This window comes from Streptomyces sp. NPDC038280 (genome assembly GCF_055600045.1).
The window spans coordinates 33081-48435 of the sequence record NZ_JBVJYZ010000019.1; the positions used below are offsets into that span (position 1 = coordinate 33081).

Annotated in this window: 13 protein-coding genes; 8 read left to right on the forward strand and 5 right to left on the reverse strand. The window is 73.1% G+C overall.

Annotated elements, in window-relative coordinates:
- The first annotated feature begins 1 nt into the window (after position 1).
- Genes ACZ7J0_RS28790 through ACZ7J0_RS28800 form a run of 3 tightly spaced genes read left to right on the forward strand, consistent with a single transcriptional unit; the run spans position 2 to position 2246 of the window.
- Complete coding sequence (locus ACZ7J0_RS28790) at positions 2 to 766, forward strand: LamB/YcsF family protein (protein WP_470892178.1); 765 nt, start codon at positions 2 to 4, stop codon at positions 764 to 766.
- The gene (gene pxpB, locus ACZ7J0_RS28795; protein WP_470892180.1) at positions 763 to 1389 is read left to right on the forward strand and encodes a 5-oxoprolinase subunit PxpB; all 627 of its coding nucleotides are present in this window, start codon (positions 763 to 765) and stop codon (positions 1387 to 1389) included. Before ACZ7J0_RS28790 ends, pxpB begins: the two co-directional genes overlap by 4 nt.
- A complete protein-coding gene (locus ACZ7J0_RS28800; protein WP_470892182.1) occupies positions 1386 to 2246 on the forward strand; it encodes a 5-oxoprolinase subunit C family protein in 861 nt (286 codons plus the stop codon). Before pxpB ends, ACZ7J0_RS28800 begins: the two co-directional genes overlap by 4 nt.
- Here ACZ7J0_RS28800 and ACZ7J0_RS28805 read toward each other — a convergent pair whose 3' ends face one another.
- The 4 genes from ACZ7J0_RS28805 to ACZ7J0_RS28820 all read right to left on the reverse strand — a co-directional run bounded on the left by ACZ7J0_RS28805 (position 2247) and on the right by ACZ7J0_RS28820 (position 8297).
- A complete protein-coding gene (locus ACZ7J0_RS28805; protein ID WP_470892184.1) occupies positions 2247 to 5837 on the reverse strand; it encodes a hydantoinase B/oxoprolinase family protein in 3591 nt (1196 codons plus the stop codon).
- The gene (locus ACZ7J0_RS28810) at positions 5834 to 6178 is read right to left on the reverse strand and encodes a hypothetical protein (protein ID WP_470892186.1); all 345 of its coding nucleotides are present in this window, start codon (positions 6176 to 6178) and stop codon (positions 5834 to 5836) included. The genes ACZ7J0_RS28805 and ACZ7J0_RS28810 overlap by 4 nt, the downstream gene beginning before the upstream one ends.
- A 67-nt stretch (positions 6179 to 6245) precedes the next feature.
- Positions 6246 to 7673 (reverse strand): HEAT repeat domain-containing protein, encoded by a 1428-nt coding sequence (locus tag ACZ7J0_RS28815; protein WP_470892188.1) that lies wholly within the window; start codon positions 7671 to 7673, stop codon positions 6246 to 6248.
- 231 nt (positions 7674 to 7904) lie between these two features.
- On the reverse strand, positions 7905 to 8297 hold the full coding sequence (locus ACZ7J0_RS28820; protein ID WP_470892190.1) for an ankyrin repeat domain-containing protein: 393 nt from the start codon (positions 8295 to 8297) through the stop codon (positions 7905 to 7907).
- Positions 8298 to 8626: 329 nt separating this feature from the next.
- Here ACZ7J0_RS28820 and ACZ7J0_RS28825 point away from each other — a divergent pair, with 329 nt between their 5' ends.
- The gene (locus ACZ7J0_RS28825) at positions 8627 to 8821 is read left to right on the forward strand and encodes a hypothetical protein (RefSeq protein ID WP_215073481.1); all 195 of its coding nucleotides are present in this window, start codon (positions 8627 to 8629) and stop codon (positions 8819 to 8821) included.
- A 36-nt stretch (positions 8822 to 8857) separates the two neighbouring features.
- Positions 8858 to 10438: a hypothetical protein gene (locus tag ACZ7J0_RS28830; RefSeq protein ID WP_470892192.1), complete on the forward strand. Its 1581-nt coding sequence runs from the start codon at positions 8858 to 8860 to the stop codon at positions 10436 to 10438.
- Between the two features lie 416 nt (positions 10439 to 10854).
- Here the strand turns inward: ACZ7J0_RS28830 and ACZ7J0_RS28835 are convergent, their stop codons facing one another.
- Positions 10855 to 12369, reverse strand: coding sequence for an SCO1417 family PLP biosynthesis transcription factor (locus tag ACZ7J0_RS28835; RefSeq protein ID WP_470892194.1), 1515 nt, complete (start codon positions 12367 to 12369; stop codon positions 10855 to 10857).
- 64 nt (positions 12370 to 12433) lie between these two features.
- On the opposite strand from ACZ7J0_RS28835, the gene yczE reads away from it, so the two are divergent.
- The 3 genes from yczE (at position 12434) to ACZ7J0_RS28850 (ending at position 15346) form a co-directional block, all read left to right on the forward strand.
- On the forward strand, positions 12434 to 13147 hold the full coding sequence (yczE, locus tag ACZ7J0_RS28840) for a membrane protein YczE (protein WP_470892196.1): 714 nt from the start codon (positions 12434 to 12436) through the stop codon (positions 13145 to 13147).
- Entirely contained in the window at positions 13144 to 13908 is a 765-nt protein-coding gene (locus ACZ7J0_RS28845; RefSeq protein ID WP_470892198.1) for a glycerophosphodiester phosphodiesterase, read from the forward strand. The genes yczE and ACZ7J0_RS28845 overlap by 4 nt, the downstream gene beginning before the upstream one ends.
- 70 nt (positions 13909 to 13978) lie before the next feature.
- On the forward strand, positions 13979 to 15346 hold the full coding sequence (locus tag ACZ7J0_RS28850) for an MFS transporter (protein ID WP_470892200.1): 1368 nt from the start codon (positions 13979 to 13981) through the stop codon (positions 15344 to 15346).
- The last annotated feature ends 9 nt before the right edge of the window (positions 15347 to 15355 follow it).

The following is a 15355-nucleotide window of genomic DNA, read 5'->3' on the forward strand; positions in this document are numbered from 1 at the left end:
GATGACCTGGGCCTCGATGGACCTCAACGCCGACCTCGGAGAGGGCTTCGGCCGCTGGGAACTGACCGACGACGAGCGACTGCTGTCCGTCGTCACCAGCGCGAACGTCGCCTGCGGCTTTCACGCAGGGGACGCCGTCACCATGCGGCGCGTCTGCTCGCTGGCGGCCGAGCGCGGCGTACGGATCGGGGCCCAGGTCTCGTACCGCGACCTGGCGGGCTTCGGGCGTCGTTCCATGGACGTCCCGCCGGACGAGCTGGCCGCCGAAGTGGCCTACCAGATCGGCGCGTTGGAGGTCTTCGCCCGGGCGGCCGGCTCCCGGGTGTCGTACGTGAAACCTCATGGCGCGCTCTACAACCGCGTCGTTCACGACGAGGAGCAGGCGCAGGCCGTGGTGGACGCGGTGCTGCTGACCGGTGAACGGCTTCCGGTGCTCGGGCTTCCCGGCTCCCGGCTGCACGCGATGGCCGAGAAGGCCGGGCTGCCGGTGGTCCCCGAGGCCTTCGCCGACCGGGCGTACACATCGAAGGGAACCCTGGTGCCGAGGGGACAGGAGGGCGCCGTCATCACCGACCCGGAGGCCGTTGTGGAGCGTTCCGTCTCCCTGGCCCGCTTCGGGGTCGTGGCCTCCCGCTGCGGGCGGTCCATCGCCGTACGGGCACGCTCGCTCTGCCTGCACGGCGACACCCCGGGCGCGGTGGAGCTCGCCCGCCGCGTCCGTGACCGGATGGAGGCGTCCGGGGTCCGCGTCGAGGCGTTCGTATGAGGACCCTGCCGGTCGGTGACCGGGCCCTGCTCGTCGAGCTGGACAGCGGTGAGGAGACCGAGGCGTTCCACGCGGAGCTGGTGCGCCGCCGCGCGTCCGGTGCGCTGCCGCCGGTGCGGGAGATCGTGCCGGCCGCCCGGACCGTCCTGCTCGACGGTCTCGACGAACCCGGCAGGCTCGCCGCGGAGATCGTCTCCTGGACCGTTCCACCGCCGCACACGCGCGAGGCGCCCGCGATCGAGGTGCCCGTGCGCTACGACGGTCCCGACCTCGCCGAGGTCGCCGCTCTGTGGGGTGTCGGCGAGGAAGAGGCCGTAAGCATCCACTCGGCTACTGAATTCCGCGTCGCATTCTGCGGGTTCGCCCCCGGCTTCGGCTATCTGACCGGGCTTCCCGAGCGGTACGCCGTACCCCGCCGGGCCACCCCCCGTACCTCCGTCCCGTCCGGTTCGGTCGCGCTGGCCGGCCCGTACACCGGCGTCTACCCCCGCTCGTCGCCCGGCGGCTGGCAACTGATCGGCACGACCCGGGTCTCCCTGTGGGAGCCGGCGCGCGAGCCCGCCGCGCTGCTGGCGCCCGGGACCCGGGTCCGTTTCGTGCCCGAGCCGGCGGAGCAGCGATGACCGACCGGGCCTTCGCGGTCGTACGGGCCGGGGCGCTCACCACCGTGCAGGATCTGGGGCGGCCGGGCCATGCCCACCTGGGCGTGCCGCGCTCCGGGGCGCTCGATCCGCGCGCGGCGGGTCTCGTCAACCGGCTCGTGGGCAATCCGGAAAGCGCGGCGGTGCTGGAGACCACGGTCAACGGCTGTGCTGTGCGGCCGCGTCGCGCGGTGACCGTCGCCGTGGGCGGGGCGCCCTGTCCGGTCACGGTCGACGGGCGGCCGGCCTCCTGGGGGGCGGCGGTACGCGTCCCGGCGGGCGGCCTGCTCGACATCGGCCCGGCGGCACGCGGCCTGCGCTCCTACGTGGCGTTCGCGGGCGGCGTGGCGGTCCGGCCGGTGCTCGGGAGCCGTTCCACCGATCTGCTGTCCGGCCTCGGTCCCGAGCCGCTCGGCGACGGCGCCGTACTGCCGCTGGGCAGGCCGTCGGGGCGACCGGCCCGGTTCGATCCGGTGCCCTGGCCCGGACCTCCGGACGAGGTGGTGCTGCGGGTGCGGCTCGGGCCCCGCCACGACTGGTTCCCGGACACGGCCCTGCGGCTCCTTTCCGGGGGCGCGTTCCGGGTCTCGGCGGCGAGCAACCGGATCGGCCTGCGCACCGAGGGCCCGCGGCTGGAACGGGCCGTCACCGGAGAACTGCCGAGCGAGGGGATGGTGCTGGGCGCGGTCCAGGTGCCGCCGGACGGACGTCCCGTGGTGTTCCTCGCCGACCATCCGACCACGGGCGGGTATCCCGTGGTGGCGGTGGTCCGCGAACGCGACCTGGCGGCGGCGGCGCAGGCCGTTCCGGGTACGCCGCTGCGGTTCGTGGTGCTCTGATCAGTCCGCCGCGCCGCCGTACCCACCGCCTCCCGGCGTGCGGATCTCCAGTACGTCGCCCGGCCCGACCTCTACGGTGTCGACGCCGCCCAGGACCTCGACGGTGCCGTCGGCCCGCTCCACCCGGTTCTCGCCGAGCGCGCCGCGGGCCCCGCCGGCCATCCCGTACGGGGCGGACCGGCGGTGGCCGGTGAGCAGAGCCACCGTCATCGGTTCCAGGAAGCGGATCCGGCGGATCACTCCGTCGCCTCCGTGCCACCGGCCGCGCCCGCCGCTGCCGCGCCGTACCGCGAAACTCTCCACGCGCACGGGAAAGCGCCACTCCAGGATTTCGGGGTCGGTGAGGCGCGAGTTGGTCATGTGGGTCTGCACGGCGTCGGCGCCGTCGAAGCCGTCACCCGCGCCGGAACCGCTCGCCACCGTTTCGTAGTACTGCACGCGGTCGTTTCCGAACGTTACGTTGTTCATGGTTCCGGAGCCCTCGGCCTGGACGCCGAGCGCCGCGTACAGGGCGCCCGTCACCGCCTGCGAGGTCTCCACGTTCCCCGCGACCGTCGCCGCCGGGTAGGCGGGCGCGAGCATCGAGCCGTCCGGGACGCGCACGTCGAGAGGAACCAGGCAGCCGCTGTTCAGTGGGATGTCGTCGGCGACGAGGGTGCGGAAGACGTAGAGCACCGCGGCCATCACCACGGCGGTGGGCGCGTTGAAGTTGCCGGGCTGCTGGGGCGAGGTGCCGGTGAAGTCGAGGACGGCGGACCGCCGGTCCCGGTCGACGCGCACCGCGACCTCGATGACGGCTCCGTTGTCGGTCTCGTAGCGGTAGGCGCCGTCACGCAGGCCGGCCACGATGCGCCGCACGGACTCCTCGGCGTTGTCCCGCACGTGCCGCATATAGGCGTGGACGACATCGAGCCCGAAGTGGGCCGCCATGGCGCGTAGTTCCTCGATGCCCTTCTCGTTGGCCGCGATCTGGGCGCGCAGGTCGGCGAGGTTGGTGTCCGGGTCGCGGGAGGGATGCGGGGCGCCGGTGAGCAGGGCTCGGGTCTCGCTCTCGCGCAGCCGCCCGTCCCGCACGAGCAGCCAGTTGTCGAAGAGGACACCCTCCTCGTGGACGGTGCGGCTGAAGGCGGGCATGGAGCCGGGCGTGATGCCCCCGATCTCGGCGTGGTGTCCGCGTGTGGCCACGAGAAAGAGCAGCTCGTCACCGGATTCGCTGAAAACCGGTGTCACAACGGTGACATCGGGCAAGTGGGTGCCGCCGTGGTACGGGTCGTTGATGGCGTACACATCACCCGGCCGCATCGACGAGCCGTTGCGGCGCAGCACCTCCTTGATCGACTCCCCCATCGAGCCGAGGTGGACGGGGATGTGCGGCGCGTTGGCGATCAGGTTGCCCTCCGCGTCGAACAGGGCGCAGGAGAAGTCGAGCCGTTCCTTGATGTTGACCGAGTGGGCGGTGTTCTCCAGGCGCACGCCCATCTGTTCGGCGATGGCCATGAAGAGGTTGTTGAAGACCTCGAGGAGGACCGGGTCGACCTCCGTGCCGACGGCGACCCTGGCCGGGCGCGGTGTCACGCGGCTGAGCAGCAGATGCCCCGTGTCGCCCGCCGAGGCCCGCCAGCCCGGGTCGACGACGGTGGTGGCGTCGGCCTCCGCGACGATCGCGGGCCCGGTGACGGTGTCCCCGGGCCGCAGGTCCTCCCGTCGGTACAGCGGGGTGTCGGCGGGCGCGCCGTCCGCGTACATCCGTACCGTCGCCCGCGGCCCGAGAACGCCCTCTCCGGCGGCGTCGCCGGCCGCCGCGGGTCCGTGCGGTCCGGCCAGACCGACGGCCTCCACCGAGACCGCCTCGACGACCAGCGGCTTGTCCATGGTGAAGGCGTATCGCGCGCGGTGGGTGGCGGTGAAGGTCGCGCGCATCTCCTCGGCGGAGGCCAGCGGCACGGGCAGGCTCGCGTCCGTGCCCGCGTAGCGCAGCAGCACGCGCGCGTGGGTCGTGACGGCGTCGTCCGGAAGGCCGTCGGCGCGCAGCTCCTGCCGGGTCCGCTCGGCGAGGTCCGCGCACATCTCCCGGACCCGCTCCAGCGTCGCGCCGTCCAGCTCCGCCTCGACCGACCGCTCCCGCATGGCGGTGGCGTCGGCGAGTCCGATGCCGTACGCGGAGAGCACCCCGGCCAGGGGCGGTACGAGGACGGTGTCGATGCCGAGGGCGTCGGCGACGGCGCAGGCGTGCTGGCCTCCGGCGCCGCCGAAGCTGGTCAGTGCGTATCGGGTGACGTCGTGGCCCCGCTGGACGGAGATCTTCTTGACGGCGTTCGCCATGTTGAGGACGGCGATCTCCAGGAAGCCCGCGGCGACCTCTTCGGGCGAGCGGCCACCACCCACCTCGTCGGCCAGGGCCTGGAAGCGCTCGCGGACGATCTCGGCGTCGAGCGGCTGGTCGCCGCCGGGCCCGAAGACGGCGGGGAAGTGGGCCGGCTGGACGCGGCCCAGCATCACGTTGGCGTCGGTGACCGTGAGCGGCCCGCCGCGCCGGTAGCAGGCGGGGCCGGGGACCGCGCCCGCCGAGTCGGGGCCCACGCGGTAGCGGCGGCCGTCGAAGTGCAGGACCGAGCCGCCGCCCGCCGCGACGGTGTGGATGTTCATCATCGGCGCCCGCATGCGCACGCCGGCCACCTGCGTTCCCAGTTCACGCTCGAACTCACCCGCGTAGTGCGACACATCGGTGGAGGTGCCGCCCATGTCGAAGCCGATGACCCGGTCGAACCCCGCCTGCCGCGACGTACGGGCCATGCCGACGACACCACCGGCCGGTCCGGACAGGACGGCGTCCTTGCCGCGGAAGTGCGCCGCCTCCCGCAGGCCTCCGTTGGACTGCATGAACATCAGCCGGATCCCGTCGAGTTCGGCGGCGACCTCGTCGACATAGCGGCGCAGGATCGGCGACAGATACGCGTCGACGACCGTCGTGTCGCCTCGCGGCACCAGTTTGATCAGCGGGCTGACCTCGTGGGAGCAGCTGATCCGGGTGAACCCGGCGGCGCGGGCGAGGGCGGCGACACGGATCTCGTGACCGGGGTGCCGGTATCCGTGCATCAGGACGACGGCGGCGCTGCGGAAGCCGTCCCGATGGGCGGCCCTCAACTGCTCGGCCACGGGCTCCTCTCCGAGGGGGCGCACGACGCCGCCATGGGCGTCGATCCGCTCCGGCACCTCGACGACACGTTCGTGGACCGCCTCCGGGAGCAGGATGCGGCGGTCGAAGAGCCGCGGCCGGTTCTGGTAAGCGATCCGCAGCGCGTCCCGGAAACCCTCGGTGATGACCAGCACGGTCGGCTCGCCGCGCCGCTCCAGCAGGGCGTTGGTGGCCACGGTCGTGCCCATCTTCACGATGTCGATCCGGTCGGCGGGTACGGCGTCGTCGGGTCCGAGCCCGAGCAGCAGCCGGATCCCGGCTACGGCCGCGTCCTGACGGCGATCCGGGTCGTGGGAGAGCAGCTTGCGGGTCACGAGCCGGCCGTCCGGCCTCCGGCCCACCACGTCGGTGAAGGTGCCGCCACGGTCGATCCAGAACTCCCAGCGCCCGCTCATTCCCCCATTCTGGCCGCCGGAGCCTCCAGGGACACCGCCGCGAGTGCGGCGCTCAGCGCGTGTTCGGCATGCCGGTCGAGGCGGGCGCCGGTGCCGTCGGCCCAGTGGCGCAGCTCGGCGCCGGCCAGCCGCAGGAGCTGGGGCAGCAGGTCGTGGCACCGCCGGGCCACCCAGCCGGTTCCGGCGGTGGCCAGCCAGAGCAGGGTGTCCCTGCGGCTGCGGGGCGGCTGTTCCGGTTCGTGGCCCGGCGCCGGGTCGCGCGTGATCCTGCCGCAGTGGGCGGCAGCCGAAGGGCGGCCGTTCCCCCGTCCCGCCGGTCGGTCACACCGCGGGAACGTCACTCCGGCCTGTCCGGCGCCCGGTCACACGGCCTGTCGCTCGCGCTCCGGTCCCTTCCGGCCATTCCGCTCACACGGCGGGTGTCTCCTGGCCGCCTCCGCCGATGCGGCTCCGTACCGCCAGCTGTACGTCGGCCTCCTCGGCCGGGTCCGCGGCGAGTCGCCGCAGGCGCTCGGCCACCCGCACATCGCCGGTCTCGGCGTGGAGCGCGGCGACCTCGCGGGTCGTCTCCTCGCAGTCCCACAGGCATTCGACGGCGAAGCCGGTGGGGAAGGTCGGGTCGGTCGCGGCGAGGGCGCGGGCGGTGCGTCCGCGCAGCTGCGAGGACGAGGTCTCCCGGTAGACATGGCGCAGTACGGGCGCGGCGCAGGCGATGCCGAGCCGGCCCGCGCCGTCCACGAGGGTGTAGAGGGGCGTGGCGTCGGGGCCTTCGGCCCGTACGGTCTCGCGCAGGGCGCCGAGGACGAGCTGGGCGTCCCGGGCGCCACCGCGGCAGGCGAGGACGCCGGCGGCGGAGGCTCCGAGCGCGTCGGGCCGGTGGATCCAGCCGCGGGCCCGGTCGACCGCCTCCTCGCCGCACATGCGCTCGAAGGCGCTGACGGCTGCTTCCGCGACGGTACTGGAGGCGCTGCCCGCGGCGGCTTCGATCAGGTCGAGCACGGCGGGGTCGCGTGATTCGGCGAGGTAGTGGAGTGCCGTGCACCGGGCGCCGTCCGGGCCGCCGCGCGCCGCGTCGAGGATCAGCGGCCGGTCCTCGGGGCCGGCGACGGCGGTGAGGCAGCGGGCGGCCGGCACATGCAGCGGGCTGCCGCGCTCCAGACCCTGCTGGGCCCAGTCGAAGACGGCCTGGACGCTCCAGCCGGGCCGGGGGCCACTGGGTCGCATCTGCCGCTGCCAGCGGTCGAAGGAACCCTGCTCCTGGGCGGCTCGCACCCGGGTGCCGACCGCGTCCCGGGGGTCCTCGGCCCACAGCCGCCACGGCCGGGGCTCGAAGGCGTCCCGTACGGCGGCGCCCAGCTCGCCCTCGCCCTCCGGCGTCGCCGGGAAACGGGCGAGGACCGGCAGGGCGAGGGAGCGCAGCCCGGAGTCGTCGTCGCGCAGGGCGAGCTCGTCGAGGGCCCATGCCCAGTTGGCACCGGAGGCGGCGTAGCGCCGCAGCAGCACCAGGGCGTCCTTGCGGCCGTAGGAGGCGAGGTGCCCGAGGACGGCGAGCGCGAGCCCGGTCCTCGACTCCTCGTCGTCGAAGTGGTCCTCGGCGCAGAAGAGGTGCGCCTCGATCTCCTGGAGTCCGCCGTGCAGGTCCAGGAAGAGACGGGCGTAGTAGAGGGAGCGGTTCTCGACCTGCCAGTCGTGGCGGGGGTCGTGGAGAACGCAGTGGTTGAGGGCGGCCAGCGCTTCGGCGCGAGGCGCCGCGAGCGCGTGCAGTGTGCCGTCGCCACGGCCTCTCTGCAGCAGGCCGAGCAGGGTGCCGCTCGGCGCTATGACTGGATCGAACATGGAAGATGCCTCACATCAAGCTGTCGACGCAACCGGGGAATACCGGAACAAGGTGATCGCCTAGGCCGCGCAGCAACATGGGTGGCCGCCCGTCGTCTTCCGCTTGCTGTTTCCCATCTTCCTCTGCCTCTCGTCGGTGGCCCCATGCGGGCCCGACGTCATGATGACCCACCCATTTCGCCACCGCGACCACATTTACGGCACGGCTCTCACCTGCGGTTCAACCCCCGTTCACCGGGAGCCGAACAGCTCCAGGAGTTCCGCCTTCCCAAACATACGTGCGGTGTCCACGGCGGACGGAGTCCCGGCTTCCGGATTCGCGCCGCCGGCGAGGAGCGCGCGGACGACCGCGTCCTCGCCCTTGAAGACCGCGCCGGCGAGCGGGGTCTGGCCGCGGTCGTTGGCACGGTCGGCGTCGGCGCCCCGGGCGAGCAGGGCCTCCACCGCCTCGGCGTGGCCGTGGTAAGCGGCGAGCATCACCAGCGAGTCACCCTTGTCGTTGGTGAGGTTCGCGGAGACACCGGCGTCGAGGTACGCGGCGAGCGCCTCCGCCTCCCCCCGGCGCGCCAGATCGAAGATCTTGGACGCCAGCTCGATCACCTCGGAGTCCGGGGCTTCGCTCATCGGACCGACCACCTCTCGCTTGCTTGGTTTCCCATGCCGACCTGCACGGCAGGGCCGCCGTACGAGTGAATCGACAGGGTACTGCTCGTACGGCGACATGACCCGGCCCGTCCATGGCAAAGATCACGGCGACCCTTCCCGGCCCGGGGCCTGCCCAACCGTCCGAGGACCCGCTCGCGCGCCGGGCCGCCACCCGAGAGATCTCCGCCCCTCGGCCAGTCAAGTGAAAACGTCTGACTTTCACCCATTAGCACCTTTTATCGCATAGATACTTCCTGTGAATCTGGAAGGACTCATGGTGACTGTCCCCCTCAACCAGGAGAACTCTCATGATCCTGTCCATCTCAGGTGTGGTGCTGCTCGGAATCATCTGCTTCCTGTTCTTCAAGAAGGACGGGCTCAAGGCCTCCCACGCCTTCGTCTGCTCGCTCTTCGGCTTCTACCTCGCGGGCACCGCGATCGCGCCGAGCATCACGGCAGGCGGCCAGAGCCTGGCCAGCCTCCTGGGCGGGATCAACTTCTGACGCCTCGCGCCCCCTTCCACACCTCAGGAGTACGACGTGGCCCGGCGACCACTTCCCCGCATTCTGAGCAGCGGCAGCGCCCAGATCGCTCGCAGCCGAGAGATCGCGCGCACGGCCGCCGACAGCGCCACCGACGTCCTCCATCCGCTGATCATGATCACCCGTGGTCTGCGGAGGCTGGCCGCGCTCACGCGCGCCAAGTGGGCCGCGACCCCCACGGACCGGCGTGGTCCCCTGCTGTTCCTGGTCGCGGCCTGTGTCCTGGTGGTCGCCCTCGTGCCGTACGGGCCGCTTCTCGCCCTGGTCTCGGTGATGGCGGCGGCCGCGTGGAAGGGGCGCGAGCGCACGGTCGCCAAGACCGGACCCGACGACTCCGAGCGCGAACGCCTCCGGGGCGTGTACGAGGCGCTGGTCCCGTACTTCTCCGTGCCGGAGGACCCGGCGCCGCTCTTCACCCACGGCGGCGACTGGTCGGCCGTCTTCGCGGACCACGCCTTCGACGACGCCGGGCGGCCCACCCGCTTGCGGATCGCCTACCCGGCGTACTTCACCGACGGCGAGCCGGCCGCCCGGGCCCGCATCGAACAGCTGCTGCGCGCCAAGTCGGGGCGCGGCCGCGAGTACCTCTTCGACTGGGACGAGGAGGGCAACCAGCTCCACATGAGCGTCCTGCCCGCCCTGCCCACCACGATCGCCGCCCAGCACTTCGTCACCGCCCCCGGTGAGACGGTGCTGGGCTTCACCGACGCCGGCGCCGTCCCGCGCACGGTCCCGGTCACGACCGACGACGGCCCCCTCGACGCACCCCCGGTCGTCTGGCGCACCGGCCCGCGCTCGACCGAGCCGCACCTGCTGGCCGTCGGCCAGCCCGGCAGCGGCACGACCACACTGCTGCGCTCCATCGCCCTCCAGGCCCTGCCGCACGGCGACGTACTGATCGTCGAGGGCAGCGGCACCGGGGAGTACGCCTGCCTCACCGGCCGCGCCGGGGTCCTCACGGTCGAGTGCGGGCTCGCCGGGGCGCTGGGAAGCCTGGAGTGGGCGGCGCACGAGACCGAACGCCGCCTGATCGCCGCGAACCGGGCACGCCAGGCGGGCCACCCGCCGCCCGACGACACCAAGCGCCCTTTGTGGATCCTGCTGGACCGCCCCAGCGTCCTCGGCCACCTCGCGGCGGCCGACGGGCGGCCCGACCCCCAGGAACTCCTCCAGGTGCCCCTGCGGCACGGCAGGACGGCCCAGGTGACGGTCGTCGTGGCCGAGCAGTTCGACTGCGTGGAGGCGCTGAGCGAGACGGTACGGACCCACACGCGCGCCCGGGTCGTCCTGGGGCCCGCGTCGCCCCAGCAGATCGCGTCCGTCCTGGGCGCCGAGCCCCACACGACCCCTACGCCGACAGTCCCCCCGGGCCGCGGGTACGCCCGACTGGGTACGGGGGAAGTCCTGCGGCTCCAGGTGCCGGCCACGCCCGATCCCTACGACGACGAGACGACCGAGGCGCACCGCCAGGCGGTCCTGAACCTGCTCCCCGAGCGCCAGGCCCCCATGAGCTCCGTCCCCGGCCCGGACCCAGGCCCGGCGGCGGAGTCCCTCCCCCCGGTCCCGGCGGAGGGCTGAACGCCCGGGTCGACCCGGTCGCGCGGTTGCCCTCGGTCCCGCACGGGCCAAGGCCACAGGCGGGAAGCGTCCGGAGCCCCGGTCCAGCACGAGGCCACGACCCAAGCGGGCCGGGGCCGCAGGTGGCGGATGTCGGACGCCCGGTCCGGCACCAGCTCGCCCTCCGGCACGAGGCCGGGCCACAGGCGGAGGCGTCCGGGGCCCCGGGGGCACGAGGCCGCCCGCCGGCGCGAGGTCGACCCCCGGCCCCCGCACCACCCCGGGGGTAACCAGCCCACCCACAGGGCAACCGGCCCGACCCCGGGCCAGGCCCGGCAACCGGACCCGCCCACGGGGTGACCGGACCGACCACAGGGCACCGCCCCACGCCCGGGGCAATCGGGGCCCCCAGGGCAATCCCGCCGGCCGCCCCAGGCCTACGCCACGAACGTCCTCGGCGGCTCCGCCCCCGGCCCCGTCCCCGCCGTCCCCGCCCCGCCCGAGATCACCAGCCGCGCCGCCGCCGCCAGCCGCGCCGCCGCCTCCTCGGCCACCGGGCCGCCCACCGTGAACGGCAGACGGACGTAGCCCTCGAAGGCCCCGTCGACGCCGAAGCGCGGCCCCGACGGCACCCGGACGCCCACGCGCTCGCCGGCCTCGGCCAGCCGGGAGCCCGACAGGCCTCCGGTCCGGACCCAGAGGGTCAGCCCGCCCTTGGGCACGTCGAACTCCCAGTCCGGCAGCTGCGCGCGGATCGCAGCGACCAGCGCGTCCCGGTTCTCGCGCGCCTGGTCCCGGCGGATCGCCACCGCCTCCTCCCAACCACCCGTCCGCATCAGCCAGTTGACCCCCAGCTGCTCCAGGACGGGCGTACCCAGGTCCGCGTAGGCACGGGCGGCGACCAGGGAGCGGATCACATCGGGCGCCGCGCGGACCCAACCGATGCGCATGCCCGCCCAGAAGGCCTTGCTGGCCGAGCCGACGGTGAGGACGGTGCTGCCGGCGGGGTCGAAGGCGCAGACGGGCCGGGGCATCTCCACGTCGTCGAGGTGGAGTTCGGACATGGTCTCGTCGACGACGAGAACGGTCCCCGCCGAGCGGGCCGCGTCGACGAGCTGCCGCCGCTGGTCCTCGTCGGCGAGAGCGCCGGTCGGGTTGTGGAAGTCGGCGACGACGTACGCGAGGCGCGGCGCCGCGTCCCTCATCACCTGGCGCCAGCGGGGCAGGTCCCAGCCGGTCAGCCCCTCGGCCATGGCCACGGGGACGAGCCGGGCGCCGGCCTCGCGCATGAGCTGGAGGATGTTGGCGTACGAGGGGGACTCGACGGCGATGCGCTCCCCGCGCCCGGCGAAGAGATGACAGATGGCGTCGATGGCTCCCATCGCCCCGGTGGTCACCATGATCTGCTCGGGCATGGTGGGAATGCCGCGCTCGGTGTACCGGTCGGCGAGCATCTGCCGCAGCGCGGGCAGGCCCGCCGGGTAGTCGCCGTGGGTGTGCGCGTACGGCGGCAGTTCCTCGAGCGCGCCCTGGATGGAGCGGGTGAGCCAGGGCTCGGGGGCGGGCAGTGCCGCGCACCCGAGGTCGATCATGGAGCCGAGGGACTCGGGGGGCAGGGGCTCGAGACCCCTGGCCGGGAGGGGGTTCCCCGCGGGTACGGCCGTCCAGCTGCCGGCGCCGCGCCGGGACTCGAGGAAGCCCTCCGCGCGCAGGGCTTCGTACGCCGCGGCGACCGTCGTGCGGCTCACGGACAGTGCCAGCGCCAGTTCGCGCTCGGCGGGCAGCCTGGCGGCCACGGGGACCCGGCCTTCGAGCACGAGCAGGCGGATCCCGTCGGCCAGCCCGCGGTAGGCGGGAGGCTTTCGGGTGCCGGGGCCCGCGGGCCGGGGCTGCTGCGCGTTGAGCTGCCGGGCCAGCTGGGCCGGTCCCACCGCCGAAGTCCACTGCGCCATGGAACTCAGTCCACCTTCCTCGAATTGGCCCTGGTTGGCATCCGATCCACAGCCACAGAGTGTCATGAACCAGTCCACTACCACCACACCAGGGGGGCACATCTTGTCCGACGCCTCCGGCCGACCCGGCCGGCATCTCACCCGTCGCCTGCTTCAGCTCTATGTCGGACTGGCTCTGTACGGGGCGAGTTCGGCGCTTCTGGTCCGCGGCGGCCTCGGACTGGAGCCGTGGGGCGTGCTTCATCAGGGTCTCGCCGAGCTCACGGGTCTCACGATCGGCGTGGTCTCCATCATCGTGGGCGCGGCGGTGCTGCTGCTGTGGATCCCGATCCGGCAGAAGCCGGGCCTGGGCACGGTCTCCAACGTCTTCGCGATCGGGATCGCGATGGACGGCACCCTCGCCCTCGTCCCGGACCTCGACGGCCACGGCCTGGCCGCGCAGATCGCGGTGATGGCGGCCGGCATCGTCCTCAACGGGGTGGCGACGGGTCTGTACATCTCGGCCCGCTTCGGCCCCGGACCCCGTGACGGGCTGATGACCGGTCTGCACAGGGCCACCGGCCGCTCGATCCGGCTGGTCCGGACGGCGATCGAGGTGGCGGTGGTCGTCACCGGCTTCCTGCTCGGCGGCTCGCTGGGCGTCGGCACGGTCCTCTACGCGCTCGCCATCGGCCCGCTCGCGCAGGTCTTCCTGCGCGTCTTCGCCATCCCCGCTCAGGGCGACGGCAGCACCGTGGTCGCCTCCGGGACACCGAAGCAGGCGATACTGCGGCGGTGACTCGCGTACGCCACCCCTACCTGGACCACCCCGCGCCCATCCCGTTCGCCCACCGCGGCGGAACGGCGGAGGGTCTCGAGAACACCGCGGCCGCCTTCCGGCGGGCCGCCGCGGCCGGATACCGCTACTTCGAGACGGATGTGCACACGACGGCGGACGGCGCGCTGGTCGCCTTCCACGACGCGACCCTGGACCGGGTCACGGACAGCCGCGGCCGGATCCGGGATCTGCCGTGGAGCGCGGTGAGCCAGGCGCGCGTGGCGGGCAAGGAGCCGCTGGCACTGTTCGAGGATCTTCTGGAGGAGTTCCCGGACGCCCGCTGGAACGTCGACATCAAGGCGGAGTCGGCCCTCGCGCCGCTGATGGAACTGGTACGCCGCAGGGGCGCCTGGGACCGGGTGTGCGTGGGCTCGTTCAACGAGGGGCGGGTGGCGAGGGCGCTGCGGCTGGCGGGTCCCCGGCTGGCCACGTCGTACGGCGTGGGCGGGGTGCTCGGCCTGCGTCTGCGGTCGTACGGGATCCCGGCGGCGCTGCGGAGGGGCGCGGTCGCCGCGCAGGTCCCGGAGAGCCAGAACGGCGTACGGGTGGTGGACCGCCGGTTCGTCGACACGGCGCACGCGCGCGGCCTCCAGGTCCATGTGTGGACGGTCAACGATCCGGAGCGCATGAGCACTCTCCTCGACCTGGGGGTGGATGGCATCATGACCGATCATCTGGAGACGCTGCGCACGGTGCTCACCGACCGGGGAGTCTGGGTCTGACGACCGGGAGTCCGGGTCCGGCCCTCCGGGCGGGGCGTTTCGCCACGGGGACGAACGAGGGGGCGCGGGCGTGAGCGGCGACACCGTCGACACAGAGGGAGCCACCGGCGGGCACACCGCCGGTCCCGGCGACCGCAGACGCGAGCAACGCGGCTGGTATTTCTACGACTTCGCGTGTTCGGTCTATTCGACGAGCGTGCTGACGGTCTTCCTGGGCCCGTATCTGACCTCGGTCGCCAAGGCGGGGGCGGACGCGGAGGGGTTCGTCCATCCGCTGGGCATCCCGGTCCGCGCGGGGTCGCTGTTCGCGTACGCCGTCTCGGCGTCGATCGTGGTGGCCGTGCTCGCGATGCCGGCCGTGGGGGCCGCCGCGGACCGTACGGGGCGCAAGAAGCCGCTGCTGGCCGTCGCGGCGTATCTCGGGGCGGCCGCGACGACCGGCATGTTCTTCCTCGACGGTGACCGCTATCTACTGGGCGCCTTCCTGCTCATCGTCGCGAACGCCTCGCTCGCCGTGTCGATGGCGCTCTACAACGCCTATCTGCCGCAGATCGCGGAACCGGACGAGCGGGACGCGGTCTCCTCACGCGGCTGGGCCTTCGGCTACACGTCGGGCGCGCTGGTGCTGGTCCTCAATCTGGTCCTGTATTCCGGCCACGACTCCTTCGGCCTGTCGGAGGGGGCGGCGATTCGGATCTGTCTGGCGTCGGCGGGCCTGTGGTGGGGCGCGTTCACGCTCGTACCGCTGCGGCGGCTGCGCGACCGGCGGGTGGTGCAGGGCGGCGAGGGCGCGGTCGGCGGCGGGTGGAGCCAGTTGACGGCGACCCTCAAGGACATGCGCCGCCACCCGCTGACGCTGTCCTTCCTGCTCGCCTATCTCATCTACAACGACGGCGTGCAGACGGTGATCTCGCAAGCGTCGATCTACGGCTCCGAGGAGCTGGGCCTCGACCAGACGACGCTCATCACCGCGGTGCTCCTGGTCCAGATCCTGGCGGTGGCGGGGGCGCTGGGGATGGGACGACTGGCCCGCTCGTACGGCGCCAAGCGCACGATCCTGGGGTCGCTGGCCGTCTGGACGCTGATCCTGGCCGCCGGGTACTTCCTGCCGGCCGGGGCGCCGGTCTGGTTCTTCGGTATGGCGGCGGCGATCGGCCTGGTCCTCGGGGGCAGTCAGGCGTTGTCGCGCTCGCTGTTCTCACACCTGGTGCCGCGCGGCAAGGAGGCCGAGTACTTCTCGGCCTACGAGATGAGCGATCGCGGTCTCAGCTGGCTGGGGCCGCTGGTTTTCGGCCTCGCGTACCAGCTGACCGGCAGTTATCGGGATGCCATCATCTCGCTGGTGATCTTTTTCGGGGTGGGTTTCGCGCTGCTGGCGCGGGTACCCGTGAGGCGTGCGGTAGCCGCTGCGGGAAACCCCGTTCCGGAACGGATTTAGCCGTTGAAG

Excerpts from the sequence above, each read along its gene's own strand:
- ACZ7J0_RS28790 (WP_470892178.1), top strand. The coding sequence starts at position 2 with ATGACCTGGGCCTCGATGGACCTCAACGCCGACCTCGGAGAGGGCTTC.
- pxpB (WP_470892180.1), top strand. The coding sequence starts at position 763 with ATGAGGACCCTGCCGGTCGGTGACCGGGCCCTGCTCGTCGAGCTGGAC.
- ACZ7J0_RS28800 (WP_470892182.1), top strand. The coding sequence starts at position 1,386 with ATGACCGACCGGGCCTTCGCGGTCGTACGGGCCGGGGCGCTCACCACC.
- ACZ7J0_RS28805 (WP_470892184.1), bottom strand. The coding sequence starts at position 5,837 with ATGAGCGGGCGCTGGGAGTTCTGGATCGACCGTGGCGGCACCTTCACC.
- ACZ7J0_RS28815 (WP_470892188.1), bottom strand. The coding sequence starts at position 7,673 with ATGTTCGATCCAGTCATAGCGCCGAGCGGCACCCTGCTCGGCCTGCTG.
- ACZ7J0_RS28820 (WP_470892190.1), bottom strand. The coding sequence starts at position 8,297 with ATGAGCGAAGCCCCGGACTCCGAGGTGATCGAGCTGGCGTCCAAGATC.
- ACZ7J0_RS28825 (WP_215073481.1), top strand. The coding sequence starts at position 8,627 with ATGATCCTGTCCATCTCAGGTGTGGTGCTGCTCGGAATCATCTGCTTC.
- ACZ7J0_RS28835 (WP_470892194.1), bottom strand. The coding sequence starts at position 12,369 with ATGGCGCAGTGGACTTCGGCGGTGGGACCGGCCCAGCTGGCCCGGCAG.
- yczE (WP_470892196.1), top strand. The coding sequence starts at position 12,434 with ATGAACCAGTCCACTACCACCACACCAGGGGGGCACATCTTGTCCGAC.